Below are 19843 nucleotides of genomic sequence, written 5' to 3' on the forward strand. Positions count from 1 at the left end.
GTGTTCGCGGGCAGCGCGATCCAGAACGTCGCCGCGACCCCTCCCCAGACGAACGCCGCCGCCAGCAGCGAACCGGGCTGCGCGGTGTAGCGGTTGTGGTGGCGCAGGATCAGCAGCCACGGGACCAGGTACAGCCCGAACAACAGCACGCCGCCGGTCAGCGCCGGACCGTAGAAGTGCGCGCCGGGGCCGAAGTAGCGCAGCATCGCCAGCGCCCCGCCGCCCACGCCCAGCGCGTAGACCCAGAACGCCAGGTTGTGCGGCTGCACCAGGCGGAACGGCAGGCCCCACCCGGACTGCTCGATGGCGTCGAGCTGCGCGGACTTGGCCGCGGTGGCGGTCATCGGGTCGCTCCCGGCGTGATGCTGCGCAGGAGCTCGCCCACGCTGTCCTGGTACCGCTCGAACTGACCGGGCGCCGCGCGCACGGTGACCAGCAGCGCGGGCGCCTGCACCGCCGGGCCCGGCGCCATCTTGAACGCGACGTCCACCTGGTCGCCGCTCGGGGCCGTGGCGCTCTGCACGACGCCCACGAGCCCGCCGGCGGTCGTGAGGGTGCCGCGGGAGCCGTCGACGCCCTGGGCGCCCTCCGACCGGAGCACCTGGTCGAGGAAGGCGTCCGCCGTCCCGGTGAACGCCGCGCCGCGCAGGGTGATCGTCGCGCCGCCCGTCGCCAGGCGCACGTCCAGGCTCGCCGGGGACGCGGACCCGCGGCCCGCGAGGGTGCCGCTCTCCAGCTGCCACCCGACCGGCGGGACCGCCGTCGCCCCGTCGCCGAGGTCGAGCACGTCACCGGCCCGGATCTCGTTGTGCCACGGGACCGCGGCGTTCAGCGCGGGCAGCCCGTACGCGAGCAGGAGCGCGACGGCGAGGGCGATCAGCGCCGGTCTGAAGGTGCGGCGGTCGAGCCCGAGGAACCTGTGCTCGACGGCGATCCACTCCGGCGGTGCGGTCATGTCCTCCACCTGACCACACCCCGGCGCTCCCGGCTCGCCGAGCCTGCCGCGTGAGCCGCGCTCGAGCCGGTCCCGAGACCCTCCGGCTGCCGCCGCTCCGCATCCTGTCCCGTACGAGAGGTGCCTCCCGATGGCCGCTACCCGCACCGACGCCCGGACGCGAACCCTCCTGACGGCGGCGGTGGTCCTCACCGCCGTGGTCCTGGCCCTGGTCGCGCACGCCGTCCACACCGCCGACCCGTACTGGAGCCTGCGCTGGGCGGTGGACCTGCGCGTCTACCTCGCCAGCGGGCAGGCGGTGCGCGACGGGCAGTCGCTCTACGACCTGACCGTGCTGTCGCCGCTGTACGGGCCGATGTCGTACACGTACCCGCCGCTCGCCGCGATCGCGGTCTTCGCTCCCCTGTCGTTCCTCCCGATCGGCCCGGCGGGCCTGCTCTGGAACATCGCCTCGCTGGTCGCGCTGGGCGGCGTGGTGTGGCTGGCGCTCGGGATCGCCGGCGTGCGCGACCGCCGGGTCCGCGGCGCGCTGGCGGTGGCCGGGCTGGTGCTGGTGTCGGTGCTGCTGCCGGTGCGCGTGCAGCTCGTCGCCGGGCAGATCAACGCGTTCCTGCTCCTGCTGGTGCTGCTGGACTTCCGCCCGCACGCGGGACGGTGGCGCGGTGTCGGCATCGGCGTCGCGGCGGGCCTGAAGGTGACGCCGCTGATCTTCATCGGCTACCTCGTCGTGACGCGGCAGTGGGCGGCCGCGCGGACCGCGGCGCTCGCGTTCCTGGGCACGGTCGCGGCGGGTTTCGCCTTCTCCCCCGCCGACTCGCTGGAGTACTGGGGCGGGCTCGTCGTGCAGTCGTCGCGGGTGGCCGACGTGTTCGTGACGCCGAACCAGTCGTTGTCCGGCGCGATGGCGAGGGCGCTGGGCACGGCGGGCTTCGACCGGTGGTGGCTCGTCGTGCTCGCGGCCGTGGCGCTGGCCGGCCTCGCGGTGGCGCGGTGCGCGCACCGGCGCGGCTCGGACTTCCTGGGGTTCTCGGCCGCCGCGGTCACCAGCCTGCTCGTGTCGCCGGTGAGCTGGGAGCACCACTGGGTGTGGGTCATCCCGCTGCTCGTCTGGCTCGCCGTCCAGGCGCACCGGCGGCGTTCGGCCGGGCTGGCGGTCACGACGGCTGTGCTCGCGGTCGTGTTCACGGTGCGGTGGTTCGCGCTGCTCGGCGTTCCCGAGGTGCCGCCGGACCTGGCGGAGCTGACGGTGTGGCAGCACGTCGCCGCCGCGCTGTGGCCCGTTACCGGACTGCTGCTGCTGTTTCCCGGATCGCTGTGGGTGACTCGGTTGCACAGCAACAACAACAGCTCTCGTCCGGTGCCGTCGTCCCGCACCGCGGCGTGACGGCGACCGGTCCCTGCGCCCGCGCGAACGTGCGCTCGCCCAGCTTGAGCTCACCCGAGCAGCGGTCCCGTCCCGGGCAGCTTCGCAGCAGCGTCACGGCGGGTGCCTCGGTGATCACCGACGGCCTGCGCGCCGCACCGCCCGGCCATTGGACGGAGATCGAGATCGACGAGGAGTTGTTGTCGTAGCGGGATTCCAGGAGCGTGCGGTCGGGGTTGACCGTGGTGACGACGTCGTAGGTGCCGGAGGCGACGTCGGTGAGGTCGAGCCACTGGAAGTCGACCTGGTAGCGGTAGTCGTCGCCGCTGCCGACGGAGATACCCTCGACCACCTCGGTGGCGGCGGGATCGCGGTAGCCGCACCGGTTCTGCGCCAGCTGCTTCGCCAGCTGCCCCTCCGGGCTGGCCGGGTCGCGCGTCGCACCGGGCAGCGCGCCCGCGTCGGCGGTGCGGTAGCGGTCGCCGAGGCAGAAGCCGTTCTTGCGGTCGGCGACGACGGTCCGGCCGCCGGGCGTGCGCAGCTGCATCCGCGCGAAGTTCAGGAGGTGCCAGTGCCGGTGCGCCTTGGCGGGCTCGTAGTACATCGACGTGGCGGTGGCCCGCTCGGCCTGGTCGAACGTGGCGGGGATCGGCGCGCCGCGGCCGTGCTGGAACCCTTGGCGCACCTGCATCTCGTCCGCCCCGGCGCGCGAGCGGCGGCCGTAGAGCAGCAGCGGTCCCTCACCGACGTTGTCCTCGGCGGTGGTGAACCGCAGCCGCACCGACCTGATGCCGCCGGACGTGACGCAGTCGCCGCTGGGGTCCTTCGGGTCGGTGACCATGCAGACGTCCCAGTCGCGGCACAGCGCGGGATCGCCGCCGTAGCCGCCGGCGCACCCGACCGGCGCCTGCCGCAGGTCGGGCAGCAGCGGCTGCCGCACGGCCGCCTGCGCGGGCGTGACCGAGGACGCGACGATCACCAACACGGACGCGAGCGCGCCCAGCACCTTGCCGAACCCCATGCCGCAGAACCTAATGCGCGAAAAGCACGATCCCCCGTTCTCGGCGCGAGGTGCACCCGGCCGGGTGACACCCGTGACGCGATGCGATGAACTCCGCGGTCGCGTTCCCCGGTCCGCCGCGCCGTCACCCGAAGAGGACGCGCGCGAGGTGCCGCGCCACTCCCATCGGCGAGCGGTCCGGTGTGGACGGTTGCTCGACCGGCAGCATCGCCCGCAGCTCGTCGTCCGTGGCCGGGTGCGCGGCCAGGGCGGCGGTGCGCAGCACGTCGCGGCCGACCGCCAGTCCACCGCGGACGGTGACCTCCTTGCCGTCCACGACCCGCACGTAGACGTGGGCGTCCTCGAAACGCTCGTAGCGCACCGAGGGCGACTCGACCACGCACTCCAGGGCGCCGTAGACGCACTGGCCGTCGAAGGCGGTGCGGGTGGAGAACTCGATGTTCCTCGCACCGGGCAGCAGCGCCCTGTCGTCCGGGGTGAAGACCGTGCCGCCGGACGAGACGGACGTCGCCGAGTAGCCCGGCACGGTGGCGGTGACGGCCCCGTCCTGCCCGGTGGGGCGGGCGGTGAGCAGCGCGTCGCGCAGGACCGCGCGGTCGAACGACTTCGGGCCGGCCAGCACCAGCCGACGGCCGTCGACGCGGTGGACGTAAGCGTTGCCGACGGGCCCCTGCACGAAGAACAGACCGGGGCGCTCCACCTCGCAGTCCGGGCCGCTCGGGTACCGGGTCTGGTAGGGGTCGACCTGGCAGTCCGGCGCGTCCGGTTCGGCGTACAGCTGCACGAACGGCGACGGCGGCGTGCTGCTCGGGTCCACGTCGAGCGGTCTGAGCTGCCACGACCGCTGGTTCGAGACCACCCCGTAGCCCGGCACCGAGGCGACCAGGAGCGACCTCACGTCGTCCCCGGCGGCGCGCCTGTCCACGTCGGACGGCAGGGTCGCGGCGAGCGCGTCGAGCAGCACCAGGCCGAGGGCGGTCAGCACGGCCAGCGACCCGAGCGCCAGGTACCACCGGCGCAGCAGCGTTCCGGCCACGAGCGCGAAGAGCAGGGCGGTCGCGGGCACCCACAGCACCGGCGACCCGCTGAGCCCGAGCCCGGCCTCGTCGCCGACCGACCAGCCGAGCAGCCACAGGACCGTGCCCGCGGCCGCGACGAGCACCGCCCAGAACACGCGTCCGCCGCCGCTGCCGCCGAAGCGCGACTCGTCCGGCGCGACCTGCGCCACGAAGGTCAGCAGGACCACGAACAGCACGACGACGAGCAACGTCAGTGCGACGAACCCGGCCGTGCCCGCGAACAGGCCGACGACCGCCGTGCCGGCCGCGACCGGCGCCATGACCGCGCCCGTGATCCCCGCCAGCCCGGTCCGCAGCCACCACCGGCGCCGAGCCCCCACCTCGTCCACACCCGCCACTGTGCCAGTGCGGACCACCGCGGGGGCATCCGCAGAACTACTCAGGACGCAGAACTGCGCAGTCAGGACGCGCGGCGCAGCAACCGGTGCGTCCGCCTGACCGCGGCCAGCCGCTCGTCGCCGTTGATCGCGAGGGCGCGCACGACCGGGTCCTCCGGTCCGCGCCGCTGCCGGATCTCGGCCAGCCTGCCCTGCACCGTCGTCGGCTGCCCGTCCGGGCCGGTGGACATGTCGGAGTACCAGAGCGCGTCGCGCAGCCGGCCCCGGTGGTCACCGAACTCGGCGAGCTGGTCGGCCAGCCCGACGAGCCCGGCGACGGCCGACGCGCCGGAGTGGTGCGCCACGAGGGAGCACACGCGTTCGGAGAGACCGGCCCGGCGCAGGTAGCGCGCGCCGTCGAGCGAGTGCAGACCGGTGTCCTTCAGCTCGGAGGCGTAGCCGATGTCGTGCAGCCAGGCCGCGGCGACGAGCAGCTCGCGTTCCTCGGCGGGCAGCACCCTGGCCACCCGCTCGGCCCGGCGGGCGACGCCGGCGGTGTGGGCCCACCGGCGCGGCAGCTCGTCCGCCAGCAGCCGCCGGGCGGTGTTCCTGGCCCAGCTGGTGAGGAACGTCCCGGACATCTCGGGCACGTCGGCGGAGAAGTCGCGTGCGGACGCCCGCACGGCCCGGGCCACCAGCAACGGCACGTAGTCCTGCACCCTGGCGCCGCCGAAGCGGGCCCTGGCGCGTTCGATCCACTCGTGCACCAGGCTCGGCGGCACCTCGACGTGCTCGCGGACCAGCCGGGCCTCCAGGCGCCGGATTCGCTCGTCCGCCTGGCTCACGGCTTGGGTCGTGGTCGTCACCCCTCCACCGTAAGGCGCTTCCGGCGGTTCGCCGAGGGCCGATCGACCTGATCACATCGCGGGGGGTCCATGACGTCCGTCATGCCCACGTCGTGACGCCCGATCCCCTCGCTCCCGGCCGCCCGCTCCGAGCATTGTGGACATGACCCGGACAGCGGTACGGGCCGGCGCCGCGGTGGCGCTGAGCGGCCTGAGGAAGAGGTTCGGCGAGGTGGTCGCGCTGCTCGGCCTGAACGGCGCGGGCAAGTCCACGACGGTCGACCTGGCCAAGGCGCTGCACCTGTCCGAGGGCACCGTGCGCAACCACCTCAGCTCCGCGATCGGCAAGACCGGCGCCCGCACGCGGGCCGAGGCGGTAAAGGTGGCCGAAAGCAGCGGGTGGCTCTGGCTACGCTGGCGCGGTGCGAGGATTCAGCCAGGTAGACGTGTTCACCGACGAGTTCCTGTACGGCAACCCGGTCGCGGTCGTGCACGACGCGGACGGCCTCTCGGACGCCGAGATGGCGGCGTTCGCCCGCTGGACGAACCTGGCCGAGACGACGTTCCTGCTCTCCCCTGACTCCCCCGAGGCCGACTACCGGCTGCGGATCTTCACGATCAGCCGCGAGCTGCCGTTCGCCGGCCACCCCACCCTCGGGTCGGCGCGCGCCTGGCTGGCCGCCGGCGGGGTGCCGCGGGTGGCGGGCCGGGTGGTGCAGGAGTGCGGTGCCGGCCTGGTCACCGTGCGGGAGGAGGGCGCACGCCTGGCGTTCGCCGCCCCGCCGTTGACGCGCAGCGGCCCGGTGACGCTGTCGGACCTGCTGGCCCTCGCCACGGCGTTGCGGGTCCGGCCGGAGGACGTCGTCGACGCGCAATGGGCCGACAACGGGCCGGGCTGGGTCGCGGTGCTGCTCGCCTCGGCGTCCGCGGTGCTCGCCGTGAAACCGGACTTCGCGCGGTTCGGCGGGTTCCGCGGCGTGGGCGTGGTGGGACCGCACGAGGAGGGCGGCGACGCGGCGTTCGAGGTGCGGGCGTTCGTGGACGAGGGCAGCAGGTTCGACGAGGACCCGGTGACCGGCAGCCTGAACGCCGCGATCGCGCAGTGGCTGATCCCCGCCGGGCTGGCGGCGCCGTCGTACGTGGCCGCCCAGGGAACGGTGCTCGGGCGGCGGGGGCGGGTGCACCTGGCGCGGGACGGCGGCGAGATCTGGGTCGGGGGCGACACGGTCCTCGGGGTGACGGGCCAGGTCGCGCTCTGACCGGTCTTACGCGACGACGACCTCCACGCCCGCCGAGCGCAGCTTCTCCAGCTCCTCCACCGGCGCCGACGCGTCCGTGATCACCACGTGCACCTCGGTGATGTCGGCGATGCGCGAGAACGCCCGCTTGCCGACCTTCGACCCGTCCGCCAGCACGACCACGCGGTCGGCCGTGCGCAGCAGGCAGTTGTCGGTGTGCGCCTCGACCTCGTCGTGCGTGGTGATGCCGCCGCGCGCGTCGATGCCGTCCACGCCGAGGAACACCAGGTCCAGGCTGATGCCGGCGAGGGCGCGGTCGGCGATCGGGCCGACCAGCTCGTAGCTCTCCGGGCGCACGCCGCCGCCGGTCACGACCAGGTCGATCGTGGGGCGCGGGCACAGGTCCGAGGCGATGTTCAGCGCGTTCGTGACGACCTTCAGCGACCGGGTGCCGGCCAGCAGCCGGGCCAGTTCGGTGGTGGTCGTGCCGCCGTTGAGCCCCACCGAGTGGACGGACTCCGTGACGAGCCGCGCGGCCGCCTCGGCGATCTGGCGCTTCTCCTCGCGGCGGCCGACCCGGTAGCGCAGCGGCAGCTCGTAGATGACCTCGACGGCCACCGCGCCGCCGTGGGTGCGCTTGAGCAGCTTCTGCTCCTCCAGCGACTGCAGGTCGCGCCGGATCGACGCGACCGAGGTGCCGAGGTCCTCCGCGAGCCCGGTCACGGACACCGAGCCCGCGTCCGCGAGCTTGCCGAGAATCGCAGCCAGACGCTGCTCCTGACGCATCCGATCACTATAACGCAGGAAAGGTGCTCGGTTTGGCACGATTTACGCGATAACCACGCATCCGGCCTGAGCGTTATCGCAATGATGCGGGCAGCAGGTCGCCGTGCGCGGCGGTCATCGCGGTGACCAGCTCGTCGATCTGGCCGACGGTCAGCGCGGCGGCGGTGGCCGGGTCGCACAAGGCGGCGTGCCGGACGTGGTCCGGGTTGCCCTCGACCGCCGCGGCCACGGTCAGGTCGACGACGTTGAGGAAGCTCCGGTTGAGCGCGGCCAGCTGGCGCGGCAGCGCGCCGACGACGTGCGGGTGCACGCCCAGCCGGTCGAGCGTCGCGGGCACCTCCACGGCCATGCCCGCGGGCAGGTTCGAGATCAGGCCGTGGTTCGCGACGTTGACCTGGATCGTGCGCCGCTGCCCGGTCACCAGGCTGTGGATCACCTGCGGCGCGTACTCGACGGCCTCGTCCTCCAACGGGGGCGGCGGCTCGCCGGCGGCCAGCGCGTCCCGCGTCTTCTCGTACGTGGTCACGTTCCCGGCGCTGATCGAGGCGTAGTCGCGGACCGGGATCCGCAGACGGTCCACTTCGGACCGGTGCCGCAGGTACCACGGCACGTACTCGGACGAGTGCTCGCTCGTCTCCGTCGGGTAGAAGCCGAGCCTGCGGTACAGGTCCACGCGCACCCGCCGCACCAGCTCCGGGTCCGCCGCGATCGCCGCGTCCAGCGCCGGGTACAGGTCGCGGCCCTCGTGCTGCCACCGCAGGATCCACGCCTGGTGGTTCACGCCCGCGGAGAGGAAGTCGACCTCCTCGTGCGGCACGCCGACCAGCGCGCTCAGGTCGTGGATCGTCCAGTGCACCGAGTGGCACAGGCCGACCGCCTTCAGCCGCGGCGCGACGGTCGCCAGGTACTGGATGTTCATCGCCATCGGGTTGGTGTAGTTCAGCAGCCACGCGTCCGGGCACACGGCGAGCACGTCCGCCGCCAGCCCCTCCAGGAACGGGAACGTGCGCAGCCCGCGGAAGATCCCGCCGATGCCGAGCGTGTCGCCGATCGTCTGGCGCAGGCCGAACGACTCCGGCACGTCGAAGTCCCGCAGCGTCGCCGCGTGGCCGCCGATCGCGACCATGTTCACCACGACGTCCGCGCCCTCCAGCGCCTCCCGCCGGGACAACGAGGTGCGCACGCGCACCGAAGCGGAGGTCAGGCGAGCCAGGCCCGCCGCCACCTCCAGCCGTTCGGAGTCGATGTCGTGCAACGAGATCGTGACGTCCGCCAGCTCCGGGAACGACAGGACGTCGCGGAGCAGCTGGCGGGTGAACTCCACGGAACCGGCGCCCACGAACGCGATGGTGACCATCGATCAGCCTTCCAGGATCACGGAACGGGTCAGGTTGCGCGGGGTGTCGGGGTCGAGCCCGCGCAGCAGCGCCACCTCCACGGCGAGCCGGTGCACCGCGACGAGCTCGGCGAGCGGGTCGCGGTCGCGGGCCACCCACCGGCCGCCGGCCGCGGCCACGTCTGCGGCGAGGCCGTCCGGCGCGGCACCGAAGACCCACACCAGCGAGCCCTCGTCGGTGATCGCGACCGGGCCGTGCCGGTACTCGGTGGCCGGGTAGGACTCGGTCCAGCTCAGCGACGCCTCGCGCATCTTCAGCGCCGCCTCGGCCGCGAGGCCGGTCGTCCAGGGCGCACCGCCGAGGAACGTGAACTGGGTGCGCTCCACGAGGTCGGCGGGCAGCGGTTCGGCCAGCGCCCGTTCCGCGTCGAGGACCGCGCGGTCGAGCCGTTCGCCCAGGTGGGCGCGCAGCAGCACGAGGGCGGAGGTCGCGAACCGGGTCTGCACCACCGAGCGCTCGTCGGCGAACGGCAGCGCGACCACCCGGTCGGCCAGCTCGGTCACCGGCGTGCCGGGGGCGCCGACGACGGCCGTGGTGGGGACGTGCGACCGCAGCCGCCGCAGCACGTCGACCACCTCGGTGGTGGTGCCGGACCTCGTCAGCGCCACCACCCGGTCGTACCTTCGGCCGAACGGGAACTCGGACGCGGCGAACGCGTCGGTCTCCCCCAGCCCCTCGTCCTCGCGACGGCGGGCGTAGGCCTGGGCCATGAACCACGACGTGCCGCAGCCGACCACCGCGACGCGGTCACCGTGGGCGGGCAGGGCCGCCACGACCTCGGGTTCGGCGGCGAGCGCGACCGCGCGGCGCCAGCAGTCGGGCTGGGAGGCGATCTCGGCGGTGGTGTGCAGCTCCGCGGCGGACCTGGTCGGCATGGCGGGTTCCTCCGGTTGATCGGTCACTTGATGCCCGCCGCGGCCACCGACCGCACGAAGAACCGCTGGGCGAAGAAGAAGACGAGCAGGACGGGCAGCTGGCTCAGCACCGTACCGGCCATGAGCTTCGGCCAGTTGGTGGTGTGCGCGCCCTGGAAGCTCTGCAGTCCGAGCTGGACGGTCATCACCCCCGGGCTCTGCACGGCGATCAGCGGCCACAGGAAGTCGTTCCACGTCTGCAGGAACGTCAGCACGGCCAGCGTGGCGAGCGTAGGCCGCATCAACGGCAGCAGCACCTGGAACAACGTCCGCAGCCTGCTCGCACCGTCGATGCGCGCCGCCTCCTCCAGCTCGCGCGGCAGCGTCGTGAAGAACTGCCGCATCAGGAACACCCCGAACGCCGTGGCGAGGTTCGGCGCGATCAGGGCGCCCAGCGTGTCGACGAGCCCGAGCTGCCGCATCATGATCAGCAGCGGCAGCATGACGATCTGGAACGGCACCATCAGCGTCGCGAGCATCAGCACGAACGCCACCCTGGCGCCGATGAACCGGATCCGCGCGAACGCGTAGCCCGCGAGCGAGCAGAGCACCAGGTTGCCGGCCACGCAGACCACCGACACCACGAGGCTGTTGCCCAGCCACGACCCCAGCGGCGCGTCGTTCAGCGCGGCGGCGTAGTTCTCCCACTCGATCCCGCTCGGCAGGCCGGGCGGGAACCGCCGCGACTCCTCCCGCGTCGAGATCGACACCAGCACCATCCACACCAGCGGGGTCACCATCACGAGCGACAGCGGGAACAGGATCAGGTGCAGCGCGCTCGGCCTGGTCATCGTGCCTCGTAGTGGGACGTGCGGCGGTTGAACCGCAGCTGGACGAGCGTGAAGGCGCCGATCACGACGAACACCGCGCAGCCGATCGCCGCCGCGTAGCCGCCGTCGAAGCTCACGAACGCCTCGTTGTAGAGGTGGTAGACGAGCACGGTGGTCGCCCGCAGCGGCCCGCCCTTGGTCGTCACGTAGACCGCGTCGAAGAGCTGCAGGCCGTTGATCGTGAGCCACACCAGCAGGAACCCGGTCGCGGGTGCCACCAGCGGCAGCTCCACGTGCCAGAACGACCCCGCGCGCCCGCAGCCGTCCAAAGAGGACGCTTCGATCAGGTCCTTCGGCACGTTCTGCAGCGCGGCGAGGTAGATGATGACCGCGAACCCGAGCCAGCCCCACACCGTCATCGCCACCACGGCGAACAACGCCTGGTTCGGATCCGTGAAGAAGCCCTGCTTCGGCAGCCCGACGGCGTCCAGCGCGGCGTTGACGAGCCCGAACTGCGGGTTGGCGAGCCAGCTGAACATGATTCCGGTCGCGACCGTCGAGGTCACCAGGGGCACCGACACCGCGAGGCGGTAGAACACGACACCGCGGATCTTCTGGTTGAGCATCACCGCGACCGGCAGCGCGAGCGCGAGCGTGACCGGCACGAACAGCACGACGTAGACGAGCGTGCGCCGGGCGGCGTCCCAGAACAGCGGGTCGGCGGCGAGCTTGGCGTAGTTGTCGCCGCCCGCGAACGTGCCCGGCGAGGTGAGGTCGGTGTGCTGCAGGGAGAGCACGAACGACCACACCACCGGCACCAGGCCGAACACGCCGATGAGGACCACGGCCGGTGCCGCGAACCCCCACCCGGCGGCGTGGTCGGCGAGCTTGCGGCGGTCGGCTGTCACGAGGAGGCCAGGGCCTGGTCGACCTCGCCCGCCGCCTGCGCGAGTGCGGCCTGCGGTTCGGCCTGGCCGAGCAGCACCGACTGCACGGCGGTGCCGAGGACCTGCGAGATCTTGGGGTACTGCGGGATGTTCGGCCGGGACTTCGTGACGTTCTTCTCGAGGTTCTCGACGAACACCTTGGCACCGGGGTACTTCTCCGCGTACTCGGCGTACTTCGGCAGCTCCACCTCGGACTGCCGGATCGGCAGGTGCCCGGTCTCCATCGCGAACTCGAGGTGGACCTCCGCCGACAGCAGCCACTTCAGGAACGGCAGCGCGTTCTTGCGGCCGTTGTCGCCGAAGACGACGAACGTGTCCGGTCCGGCGATCGTCGCGTGCGTGACCTTGCCGGGCAGGATCTGCACGCCGTAGGAGACGTCCCCGTTGATCACGCCGAGGTCCCACGGCCCGGTCCACAGCATGCCGACGCGGCCGGAGTTGAAGAGGTTGAGGTACTGCTGGTCGCCCGCGTCGAGGTAGACGGACTTGTCCGTGACGGCCATGTCCCGCAACAGCTGCATGGCCTGCCGCCCGGCGTCGGAGGCGAACGCGGCCTTCTTGCCGTCACCCGAGAGCAGGTCGCCGCCCGCCTGCCAGAGCAGTGCGAGGAAGCGCCAGACCGTGTCCTCGGTGCCGTCGTTGACGTAGGCCCAGCCGTACCGGCCGTCGCCGGTGAGCTTCCGCGCGGCCGACCGGAAGTCGTCCCACGTCCACGACTCGGTGGGGTGCGCGAGGCCGGCGTCGTCGAAGAGCTTCTTGTTGTAGACCAGGGAGAGGTTGTCGACGAGCGCGGGGATGCCGTAGATCTTGCCGTCGACCGTGGCGGCCTCGCGGGCGGCGGCGAACAGGTCGTCCCACCGGAAGTCGGCGTCGTTCTTGACGAGGTCGGTGAGGTCCTGCGTCTGCGGGCGGCCGGTGAGGCCCGTGATCGAGGAGCCGTACTGGTAGGCGATCTCCGGCGGGTTGCCCGAGGCGAACGAGGCGAGGGTCTTCTGCAGCACGTTGTCGTTGCCGCCGTTGAACACCAGCTCGACCTGCTGCTCGGGGTGCGCGGAGTTCCACCGGTCGGCGAGCTTGCCGAACGCGGTGGCCTCGGCGTCAGTGTAGCCGTGCCAGACCTTGATCTTCCCGTTGCCACCGGAGCCCGTTCCGCAGGCCGCCGTCATCAGCAGCGCGGCGCCCATCGTCAGCACCGCGCGGCGGCTCAGCCCTGTGCCCATGTCGACTCCCTCACGTGGTGAGTGTGGTCGGGGACACTAAGCTGGAATCGCTCAAACAAGCAAGAGTTCTGACCGATTGAGATTGCTTGCTAGCCCGATAAGGACTCCTACCGGTACGGTCGCTCAGACCCGATCACCACTTCTGAGCGATCAAGGAGTTCGGCGCACATGACCATCCCTGCGCGCGCCCTCACCGGTACCGCACTCGCCCTGGCCTGCGTGGCCGGTCCGCTGGCGACGTCCAGCCAGGCGGCGGCGATCGAGCCACCCCCCACCAGCGGGGCGCTCGACTACCAGCTGGGCGCCGCCTACACCCCGCCCAGCGGCGTCACCCTGGTGACCCGCGACAGCACCGCCTCCCCGGCGGCGAACGTCTACAACATCTGCTACGTCAACGGGTTCCAGACCCAGCCCGGTGACAAGAGCGTGTGGCTCAACCAGCGCAAGCACCTCATCGTGAAGGACTCGTCGGGCAACCCGATCGTCGACCCGAACTGGCGCGACGAGTTCATCCTCGACACCTCGACGGCCGCCAAGCGCACGGAGCTCGCCGGCATCATCGGCAGCACGATCGACCTGTGCGCGAGCAAGGGCTTCAAGGCCGTCGAGGTCGACAACCTCGACTCCTACCTGCGTTCCCGCGGCAAGCTGACCGTGAGCAACAACCTCGCCTACGCCAAGCTCCTCGCGGACCGGGCGCACGGCAAGGGCCTCGCGATCGGTCAGAAGAACGCCGCGGAGCAGGCGGCGCAGGCGAAGAGCCAGGTGGGCTTCGACTTCGCCGTGTCCGAGGAGTGCCACCGCTGGGAGGAGTGCTCGGACTACAGCGACGTCTACGACAAGAACGTCATGGACATCGAGTACACCGACGACCTGCGCGGCACGTTCAAGGACGTGTGCGACGACCCGGACACCCCGGCGATCACCACGTTGCGCGACCGGTACCTGGTGGGCCCGAACAACGGTGCCTACGCGTTCGACTACTGCAAGTAGAAGGCGTCGTCCGGGGTTCGCGAGGCCCGCGAACCCCGGACGGGTCCTCACGCGCGGCGCAGCACGGTGAAGCGGTCGACCACCAGCGATCCGGCGTCCAGCCGCAACCCCAGTCCCGGCGACCACCCCGCCACCACGGCGGGATCGACGGCGGCCGAGACGGGCGCGGACCGCAGCAACGACCACCGCTCGTCGTGCTCCTGCCAGCTGGTCAGCTGCCCGTCCCGCACCACCACGGCCAACCGGTCCCCCGCCGCCCAGTTCAGCGCGGCGCAGCACCCACCGGTCGCCTCGTCCCCGCGGCGGACGCCGCCGACGGTCACGTCCACACCGGACGCCTTGCCCGCGTTGTTGAACCACGCCAGCGCGAAGTCCCGGTCGCCCGCGGTCTGGCCGAGGAACAGGCTGTCCTCCGGCGCCGACCCGGCGAACGACCGCGGCTCGACGACCACGGCGGTCCCGCGGACGTCACCGGCGACCGGCGCGGCCAGCACGGACCCGCTGCGACCGGACGCACTGGCCGTCAGCACACCACCGGACACCCGCAACGCGGGCGGCGTCTCGGAGAACGGCCCGTCCACCCGGTACGACCCGAGCCGGTCGGTGTCGAAGGTGTCGTCCCAGACCACCGTGCCGTAGTCAGCCGGGTCGAACACGCTCTGCGCCGACGACACCGCCGTGCTCGCCCCGCTGTCACCGGACGCCGTGGCCACCACCCGGACCGGCGCCGACTCCCCCAGCCTCAGCCCGGCCGGCGCGGTGACCCTCCACCGCGTCACCAGACTCCGTCCCGGCAGCAGCCGCGCGCTGGTGGCGGACGTCAGGGCGACAGCACTCCAGCCGGCGGGAACGGCCAGGGCGGCGCGGACGTCCGCCAACGACCGCGAGGCCGACACGGTCGTGGTCGTCTCGACACCGGCACCGGGCCGGACGGACAGCGCCGGCACGGAAGCGGTCAACCCGCGCACCGGCGCCCGCACGGACGAGAAAGCGGTGATCCCGACAGCCCCGCCATCGGTGCGGCGAGGCGAGATCCGCACCCGGTCGGTCGTCACCGCCGGTTGCACGAGGACGCGGTTCACCTGCCGTGCCACCGGCGAGGCCGGAGACCGTTGCTGGCCGGGGAGGTCGCGCCACACGCCGCCGGCGTCCCAGTACTGCAGGTCGTAGGCGGAAGGCACGCGCACCCCTCCCCCGTCGTCGTAGAACGTCACCCGCAGGTCCGAGACGGGTGCGGGCGCGCCGAGGTCGACCTCCAGCCAGTCCGACGTGTGGGGGCTGGTCCACGTCGTCCAGCGGGTGCCGGGCACGTCGAGGTGGAAGTCCTGGCCGTCGATCGCCTTCGTGGGCGGGTCGACGTTGTAGCTGAACGACGCGCGGGCGGTCGGGTAGCCGGACTGGCTGACGTTCGCGAAGTCGTCCACGAGCTCCGGCAGGTCGCCGGTTGCGCGCGCGGGGATCGTCAGGCGCACGGACGACAGCCCGGACTGCGAGTGCCGCAACTGGCCGTCGACCCACACGCGCAGGCCCGCGCCCTTGCCGTAGCGGGTGCCGGTACGGTCCCAGAGCACCGTGAGGTTGTGGCCGTGGTACGGCACGTTCTCGGCGGCGAAGTAGTCCCAGCTCGCCGGTGCCAGCGGGGCGATCCGGACCTCGTCGCCCAGCTGCGGCCGGATGCCGACCAGGCCGGACAGCACGTTGTCGTTGAACGTCGAGTGGTTGTAGTCCTCGCTGTGGCCCCGGCCGTCGTAGATCCACCGGTCCTCGTCGGGGTGGTGGGCCTCGGCGACGTAGGGCTGGCCGTTCTTGCGCTGGGTCAGGGCGTAGCCGCGCAGCACCGAGAGGTAGTCGGCGCGCGAGACGTAGGACTGGGCCGGGTAGTCGATCAGCAGGTTGGCCAGGGCGGTCAGCGTCTGGCTGGTCGCGTACGGCCAGCTCGGGCCGTTCCAGCGGCAGCAGCCGTTCAAGGCCTCGCGCATGAAGTACGGGCTGCGGCGTTCGGCGGTGGTCGGGCCGTAGGGGGCCGCGAAGCCCTGCGGGTCCTTCAGCTGTGCCCACGCGGCGCTGTTCGCGTCGGGCGCCATGTGGAAGTACCAGGGCACGAACCCGATCGACTCGCGGTCGTTGATCTTCGCCCGGGAGGGGTTGCCGTCGCGCATGACGTGCTTGTAGAACTGGCCGTTCGCGTCCCAGAGCCAGCGTTCCTGCGCGGTCTTCAGCGCTTCCGCAGCCTGGTCGTACTGGGCGGCGCCCGCCGTGTCGCCGCGGGCTTTGAGCAGCTGGGCGATGGCACGTGCGTCGCCGTACTGGTAGGCGTTCAGCGTGGGGCGGTAGCCGTCGCCGCCGTGGTACGGGTCGGGGCTCTGGTACGAGCTGGCCGTGTACTCCATTGCGTCCCACACCGGCGTCTGCCAGTAGAGGCCCAGGTCGGCGTCGACCTGCGGCGACCAGCGCTGCCACTGGCGGATCAGCTCGGGCAGGCGGTCCGTCGCGAACCGGGAGCGGCCGTCGACCGCGGCCCGCGCGGCCACGGCGTCGGCGGCCCAGAACGAGTACTGGTGAGCCCAGTCGGTGGTGTTCTTGTTCAGGAAGTCGGTGGCCGGCTTGGCGCTCGCGCCGGAACCACGCAGCCAGTAGTCCACGTAGTCGTCGAGGTAGCGGTGGTCGCGCAGCCAGCGGCCCTCGTACACGTGGTGGCCCGCGGCGGCGACGATGCCGCCGTTCGGGGCCGAGTAGCCGACGGGGCCGAGGAACTCCGAGACGATCCAGCCGTCCTTCGGTCCTGTGTACTTGAGTGCCTCTTTGTAGGTCCGCCACCGGTAGTAGTAGGTGTCCCGGATCTCGCGGTCCGGCACGTCGACGAACGGGATGTTCGCCTCGTACCAGGCCGGCTCCGGGACGTTCCCGAGCAGGCCGGCGTGGTCGAGGAACGAGGTCCCCGCACCGACGGCGGGGTAGAGGTCTGGAGCTGCGGCGCGCTGCGCCACCGCCGGCGAGGCGGACGAGACCGCCAACGCCGCCACCACGAGGATCGTCATCGACCTGCGCATGCCCTCATTGAAAGGGAGAGCGCTCTCATCGCGCAAGACTCAACGCAGTCCGACATACCTCCACAGGATCGCGAACATCAGTCACCGACGCGGCCGCCCGAGCCGCCGCAGCGGCGAACGCCGGGTCGCCCAGCACGCGCGTCACGGCGTCCCGCAGGCCCTCGACGGTCGAGGGGCGGACGACCACGCCGCTCCCCTGCCGCGCGACCCGGTTCGCCATCTCCCACTGGTCACCCCCGCCGGGCACCACCACGACGGGGACGGCCGCCCGCAACGCCTTGACCAGCATCCCGTGCCCGCCACCGCAGACCAGGACGGACGCCTCCCGCAGCAGCGCGTCCTGCGCGCCGGGGCCCGAGCGCGCCCACGCGGGAAGACCGGGAGCGGGCGCGAACGTCGACACGACGGCCCGGACACCCTTGTCCCGCAACGCCTCCAGCGTCATCTCGGCCATGCCGGCCGACCCGGTCCACGCCGTCGACGGGGCGATCATCACCAGCGGCGCGGAACCCGGCGGCGGGATGAGCGCCTCCCGGCTCGCCTCCCACAGCAGCGGCCCGACCACGTGCGCGTTCGACGGCCAGTCCGGACGCGGCACCTCCAGCGCGGGCAGCGTCGCGACCAACCGCGCCACCGGCCCCCGGTCGCGGGCCGGGAGCCCGATCCGGTGCCGCACAACGGCTCGCTGCCGTTCGCCCTGACGGATCGACCGGGCCGTCATCGCCCGCAGCACGGCGTCGCGCACCCGTCCGCGCACACCGAGTCCGGGAGCCAGCCCGCTGCCCATCGGCGGCAACCAGCGCGACGGCTCGTAGAGCGGGTGCGGCGAGAGCTGGACCCACGGCACGCCGGCGAGTTCCGCGGCCATGCTCCCGCCGAGCGCCAGCACGTCGCACACCACCAGGTCCGGCGTCAGTTCGCGGAGCCGGGACACGAGAGCCATCGCCAGTTCGGCGGCCTGGTCGTGCAGCGCGCCACCGAGATCCGCGCAGTCCTCGAGGTCCCGCAGCGCGAGACCGTCCACTCGCGACGCCGCGATCCCCTCACCGGCCGCCGCGGCGACCCAACGTTCACCGGTGAGCAGGAACGGCGTGTCCCCCGCCGCCAGGAACCGCAGGCACAGCGCGACCGCCGGGACGACGTGCCCGGGATCGCCTCCCGAGACGACGACCACCCGCACGCCGTCAGACCTCGATCGACTCGATGGCCGCGAGCGCCAGCGGGGTCGCGGTCCCGACGTACCGCGTGGCGAGCGCCCGGAACACCTGCTCGGCCTCGATCGCCGGCCAGTCGCGGGCCAGCAGCTCCGCGGGCAGGTGCGGGTCCTGGCGGACGAGGTCGAGCCAGTCCGCGTGCAGCAGCAGCTGGCGGGCCAGGTCGTCGGGCAGCGCGTCGTCCGGTTCGCGCCAGCGGGTGAGGAAGTCCTGGTAGCGGGCGGCGATCGCGGCGGTGTCGAACGCGCGGGTGGCGAGGTCGGCGGCCTCGGTCGGCTTGGCGTGCTGGGCGGTGAAGACGGTGACGTTGCCGGTGAGCCCGAGCCCGGCGACCATCTCGGTGACGTCCCGGTTGCCCGGCGCGATCCACAGGCCGTTCTGCACGGGACCGAACCCCGCCCACTGCAGGCGCGAGCGCAGGTCGTGGCGCGCGCCCCGGCGGCCCTCGGGCAGCGAGAAGCCGACCAGGGTCCAGGTGCCGTCCCAGTCCCTGTTCACGGCGCCGCGCTGCCAGATGCGGCGGCCGCCGTCCTCCAGCACGTCCGTCGCCCGCGGGGTGAGTCCGAAGTAGACCTTGCGGCCGTTGCGGTGCTTGGTGAGCAGGCCGCGCGACGACATCCTGGTCAGCGTCGAGCGCACGGCCTCCTCGGAGACGTCCACCCGCCCGAACACGTCGATCAGGCTGCCCGAGTAGACCGCGATGTCCCGGCCCAGCACGTACAGGCCGAGGAAGTTGAGCATGAGGGACTGCGGTGTCACGGACCCACGATACATGTTGGGCAACATCTAGACGAGCGTCACGAAAGTGCCCATACTTTCCTCCACGACTCCCAGGGGAGAGGACTCGTCGGATGGAGCTGTCGGAGAAGGTCGCGATAGTCACCGGCGCCGGGCGGGGGCTGGGACGGGCCTACGCGGAAGCGTTGGCGCGCAACGGGGCCAAGGTCGTCGTCAACGACGTGGACGAGAGCGCCGAGGAGGTCGCGGCGAGCATCGGCGGGGCGTCGGTGGTCGCGCCGGTCGGGACGGCCGCCACGGCGGACCGGCTCGTCGCCGCCGCGGTCGAGGAGTTCGGCCGGCTCGACGTGCTGGTCACCAACGCGGGCATCCTGCGCGACCGGGTGCTGTGGAAGATGAGCGACGACGACTTCGACGCCGTGGTCAACGTGCACCTGCGCGGTACGTTCACCTGCGCGAGAGCGGCGGCGGTCAGGATGCGCGAGCAGGGCACCGGCGGCAGCCTCGTGCTGGTCTCGTCACCGGCCGGGCAGCGCGGCAACTTCGGGCAGACCAACTACTCCGCCGCCAAGGCCGGCATCGCCGCGATGGCGCGGACCTGGGCGTTGGAGCTCGCGCGGTCGGACATCGCCGTCAACGCGGTCGTGCCGGTCGCCGCCACCGAGATGACCAAGACGATCCCGGTGTTCGCGCCGCTGATCGAGGAGTCCGAACGGACCGGGGCGCCGCTGCCGTCGTGGGTGCGCCGCGACGAGGGCCTCGGCACGGTCGAGGACGTCGCCGAGCTGGTCGTCTTCCTGGCCTCGGACGCCGCGAAGGGCATCACCGGCCAGGCCATCGGCATCGGCGGCGACCGGCTCGCGCTGTGGACGCACCCCGCCGAGAAGCAGGTCCAGTTCGCCGACGGCGGCTGGACGGCCGCGGACATCGCCGGGCGCTGGGGCGAGTTCAAGCCCGAGACCTACGGCATCCCGGCGCCGGTGGTGCCGTGAACAG

The 19843-nt window shown here is 72.4% G+C and carries 17 protein-coding genes and 2 pseudogenes; 5 read left to right on the forward strand and 14 right to left on the reverse strand.

Features of this window, described 5'->3' with window-relative positions; genetic code table 11:
• A pseudogene (locus tag VF330_RS00005) lies at positions 1-344 on the reverse strand (protease PrsW); the annotation flags it as partial.
• Entirely contained in the window at positions 341-955 is a 615-nt protein-coding gene (locus VF330_RS00010) for a hypothetical protein (protein ID WP_330849345.1), read from the reverse strand. The pseudogene VF330_RS00005 and the gene VF330_RS00010, both read right to left, overlap by 4 nt.
• Positions 956-1085: 130 nt before the next feature.
• On the opposite strand from VF330_RS00010, the gene VF330_RS00015 reads away from it, so the two are divergent.
• The gene (locus VF330_RS00015; protein ID WP_330849346.1) at positions 1086-2339 is read left to right on the forward strand and encodes a glycosyltransferase 87 family protein; all 1254 of its coding nucleotides are present in this window, start codon (positions 1086-1088) and stop codon (positions 2337-2339) included.
• Here the strand turns inward: VF330_RS00015 and VF330_RS00020 are convergent.
• The 3 genes from VF330_RS00020 to VF330_RS00030 form a co-directional block, all read right to left on the reverse strand.
• The gene (locus VF330_RS00020) at positions 2236-3339 is read right to left on the reverse strand and encodes a lysyl oxidase family protein (RefSeq protein ID WP_330849347.1); all 1104 of its coding nucleotides are present in this window, start codon (positions 3337-3339) and stop codon (positions 2236-2238) included. The two genes, VF330_RS00015 and VF330_RS00020, sit on opposite strands and share 104 nt — an antisense overlap.
• Positions 3340-3463: 124 nt before the next feature.
• Positions 3464-4747, reverse strand: a complete 1284-nt coding sequence (locus tag VF330_RS00025; protein WP_330849348.1) for a hypothetical protein — start codon at positions 4745-4747, stop codon at positions 3464-3466.
• Positions 4748-4818: 71 nt separating this feature from the next.
• The gene (locus tag VF330_RS00030) at positions 4819-5601 is read right to left on the reverse strand and encodes an HD domain-containing protein (RefSeq protein WP_330849349.1); all 783 of its coding nucleotides are present in this window, start codon (positions 5599-5601) and stop codon (positions 4819-4821) included.
• A 247-nt stretch (positions 5602-5848) separates the two neighbouring features.
• Between VF330_RS00030 and VF330_RS00035 the strand changes: the two are divergent.
• Positions 5849-5986 (forward strand): annotated as a pseudogene (locus VF330_RS00035) (response regulator transcription factor); the annotation flags it as partial.
• 16 nt (positions 5987-6002) lie between these two features.
• On the forward strand, positions 6003-6839 hold the full coding sequence (locus VF330_RS00040) for a PhzF family phenazine biosynthesis protein (RefSeq protein WP_330849350.1): 837 nt from the start codon (positions 6003-6005) through the stop codon (positions 6837-6839).
• A 6-nt stretch (positions 6840-6845) separates the two neighbouring features.
• Here the strand turns inward: VF330_RS00040 and VF330_RS00045 are convergent, their stop codons facing one another.
• The 6 genes from VF330_RS00045 to VF330_RS00070 all read right to left on the reverse strand — a co-directional run bounded on the left by VF330_RS00045 (position 6846) and on the right by VF330_RS00070 (position 12852).
• Positions 6846-7604: a DeoR/GlpR family DNA-binding transcription regulator gene (locus VF330_RS00045; RefSeq protein WP_330849351.1), complete on the reverse strand. Its 759-nt coding sequence runs from the start codon at positions 7602-7604 to the stop codon at positions 6846-6848.
• Positions 7605-7677: 73 nt separating this feature from the next.
• A complete protein-coding gene (gene melA, locus VF330_RS00050; protein ID WP_330849352.1) occupies positions 7678-8961 on the reverse strand; it encodes an alpha-galactosidase in 1284 nt (427 codons plus the stop codon).
• 3 nt (positions 8962-8964) lie between these two features.
• Complete coding sequence (locus VF330_RS00055) at positions 8965-9876, reverse strand: sugar isomerase (protein ID WP_330849353.1); 912 nt, start codon at positions 9874-9876, stop codon at positions 8965-8967.
• A gap of 23 nt (positions 9877-9899) precedes the next feature.
• Complete coding sequence (locus VF330_RS00060; protein ID WP_330849354.1) at positions 9900-10706, reverse strand: carbohydrate ABC transporter permease; 807 nt, start codon at positions 10704-10706, stop codon at positions 9900-9902.
• On the reverse strand, positions 10703-11593 hold the full coding sequence (locus tag VF330_RS00065) for a sugar ABC transporter permease (RefSeq protein WP_330849355.1): 891 nt from the start codon (positions 11591-11593) through the stop codon (positions 10703-10705). Before VF330_RS00065 ends, VF330_RS00060 begins: the two co-directional genes overlap by 4 nt.
• Positions 11590-12852 carry an ABC transporter substrate-binding protein gene (locus VF330_RS00070; RefSeq protein WP_330849356.1) on the reverse strand — a complete coding sequence of 421 codons (1263 nt, stop codon included), beginning with the start codon at positions 12850-12852 and terminating at the stop codon, positions 11590-11592. Before VF330_RS00070 ends, VF330_RS00065 begins: the two co-directional genes overlap by 4 nt.
• Before the next feature lie 168 nt (positions 12853-13020).
• On the opposite strand from VF330_RS00070, the gene VF330_RS00075 reads away from it, so the two are divergent.
• Positions 13021-13845: an endo alpha-1,4 polygalactosaminidase gene (locus VF330_RS00075; protein WP_330849357.1), complete on the forward strand. Its 825-nt coding sequence runs from the start codon at positions 13021-13023 to the stop codon at positions 13843-13845.
• Positions 13846-13892: 47 nt separating this feature from the next.
• Here the strand turns inward: VF330_RS00075 and VF330_RS00080 are convergent, their stop codons facing one another.
• The 3 genes from VF330_RS00080 to VF330_RS00090 are packed head-to-tail and all read right to left on the reverse strand — an operon-like array spanning position 13893 to position 18868.
• Positions 13893-16895 (reverse strand): MGH1-like glycoside hydrolase domain-containing protein, encoded by a 3003-nt coding sequence (locus VF330_RS00080; RefSeq protein ID WP_330849358.1) that lies wholly within the window; start codon positions 16893-16895, stop codon positions 13893-13895.
• Positions 16896-16920: 25 nt separating this feature from the next.
• On the reverse strand, positions 16921-18075 hold the full coding sequence (locus VF330_RS00085) for a glycosyltransferase (RefSeq protein ID WP_330849359.1): 1155 nt from the start codon (positions 18073-18075) through the stop codon (positions 16921-16923).
• Between the two features lie 4 nt (positions 18076-18079).
• Positions 18080-18868 carry a PaaX family transcriptional regulator C-terminal domain-containing protein gene (locus VF330_RS00090; RefSeq protein ID WP_330849360.1) on the reverse strand — a complete coding sequence of 263 codons (789 nt, stop codon included), beginning with the start codon at positions 18866-18868 and terminating at the stop codon, positions 18080-18082.
• Positions 18869-18960: 92 nt separating this feature from the next.
• Between VF330_RS00090 and VF330_RS00095 the strand changes: the two genes are divergently transcribed.
• On the forward strand, positions 18961-19839 hold the full coding sequence (locus tag VF330_RS00095; RefSeq protein WP_330849361.1) for an SDR family NAD(P)-dependent oxidoreductase: 879 nt from the start codon (positions 18961-18963) through the stop codon (positions 19837-19839).
• The last annotated feature ends 4 nt before the right edge of the window (positions 19840-19843 follow it).

The organism is Lentzea sp., from assembly GCF_036380075.1.
In the GTDB taxonomy this organism is placed as follows: Bacteria; Actinomycetota; Actinomycetes; order Mycobacteriales; family Pseudonocardiaceae; genus Lentzea.